Genomic DNA, 668 nt, shown 5'->3' on the forward strand with positions numbered 1-668 from the left:
GGGGGGGGGGGGGGGGGGGGGGGGGGCGGGCGCGGCGGGCGGCCCGGGGGCGGATTTGGCGCCCGCCGCGACGCCGCGGGCGCCGCCGACCTGTCCCGTCAGGATCCCGCCGGGGCGGCGAGCCCGCACTCCCTCAGCCCATGGCGGCGCCTGGGCGGCGGGGCCGCAGGCAGCGGGCACGCGCAGACCATCCCACCGCTCCCACCTGACGGGCGGATGACCGGGCCTGGCGACGACGACCGCGACCGCGTCGATGCCAGGTGGACGGGCGACGCGGCGGACCACGACGAGTTCGTCGACGCCGGGCGCGCGAGCGCGTCAGCAGCCGACGCGGGCCGCCTCGACGTACCTGCCGTCGCCGCGGCAGTCGGCGATGCCGGGACCGGCGACCCGGCGTGCTTCGACGATCTCGAGGCTGACGATCTGGCAGGCGACGATCTGGCAGGCGACGATCTCGAAGGCGATGATCTCGAAGGCGACGGTGTCGAGGCAGGCGATCTCGAGGCCGCCAGGGTGGCGGCCGGCGATGTCGTCGGAGGCAGAGGTGGTGCGGTGCTCGGCCCGGCCCTGGGCGCCTCGGGGCTGCCGGGAGTCGCCGGCCGCGACGTCGCGGAGGTCGGGGTCGGCGTCGGGCGCGGCGCGGCACAGGCCGCCGGCGAGCCCAGGGC

1 protein-coding gene and 1 pseudogene are annotated in these 668 nt (G+C 78.9%); both read right to left on the minus strand.

The genetic code is table 11. The features are described 5' to 3' along the window. Window positions 1-285 (minus strand): annotated as a pseudogene (locus MXD58_RS24405) (hypothetical protein); the annotation flags it as partial. A 33-nt stretch (window positions 286-318) separates the two neighbouring features. Continuing rightward, window positions 319-668: hypothetical protein (locus tag MXD58_RS24410; protein ID WP_250610012.1), on the minus strand; the 350-nt coding region annotated here is incomplete at its 5' end.

It is taken from the genome of Frankia sp. AgKG'84/4, from assembly GCF_023242965.2.
Lineage (GTDB): Bacteria > Actinomycetota > Actinomycetes > Frankiales > Frankiaceae > Frankia.